1 protein-coding gene is annotated in these 920 nt (G+C 50.2%); it reads right to left on the reverse strand.

What is annotated here, in order from left to right; all coding sequences use genetic code 11:
• Positions 1 to 16: 16 nt before the first annotated feature.
• On the reverse strand, positions 17 to 920 hold a 904-nt coding region (locus tag ACFCTO_RS12115; RefSeq protein WP_499876967.1), incomplete at its 5' end, for an IS701 family transposase.

Below are 920 nucleotides of genomic sequence, written 5' to 3' on the forward strand. Positions count from 1 at the left end.
CAGCACTTTACAACTTTTACGCTACCTCGGAAGTTGACGAAACCAGTTTACACAAGGCCTGCACTAAGTCCGTTGGATTTTTTGCGGTTTGGGCTTTAGAGACCAAAGTGCCTAAAAATATTTCACGCTGTATTTGCCAGCTTATATGGCTTCGCAGCTCTTGTGGACTGGCGTTTTGGTACTTCGCAAAATGCTTGTCCAGATACGGCAGCATTTTCAGGCTGCTGTGAACGAGGTTTACCAGGTTCACCCTATGTTCAATACCATTTTGGCGGCGAATCCGGTAGGCATTCAGCGACCAGAAGGCCTTCTGCTCATAGTAGTTGGTTTCGATGGCCCAACGCAGCTTGTACAGCTTCAAAGGATAATAGTCCATGCCTTCTGCCGGTGCGTACCGTAGGATCTTTCGTTCCTGCCAGGCGCAGCTCATATGCAGGTCACTGGGATTCAGGGTGCTGAAGAAAAGCCGCCGGGAGCCAGATGTAGTGTAGCTGACATAAGCATGGATACGGCGATTCCCGCAGATATGGGTCAAAACAATCCGATGCCCCACTTGCATACCGTCCATATTCCAGGACAGCGTAAAATCATTCATATGAATCCGCTTTCCTCGTTTTTTCGGGCGTCCCGGCTTGCCGTTAGGCAATGGCGGTAGTTCATACATTGCCGAATCACTGCGGACATTACAGATGATGTCCAGTCCGGGATACTGCAAACCCCGTTCTATCAGCGAGCTTTTAGCGTACCAACTGTCAAAGAGCAACAGTACCTGCCGGTCTTTCAGTAAGGGCATCACCTCCTCGATGAAGTCACCGGCTAATTCAAGTTTGGTCTGCTCTTTCGTCCACATCCGGTACCCTACGGGAACCGCCAGATAGCGGATAAGCGGAGCTTTTCCTTCATGCTGGTTCAGGACAGGG

The sequence above is a fragment of the Megasphaera indica genome, from assembly GCF_046614755.1.
In the GTDB taxonomy this organism is placed as follows: domain Bacteria; phylum Bacillota; class Negativicutes; order Veillonellales; family Megasphaeraceae; genus Megasphaera; species Megasphaera intestinihominis.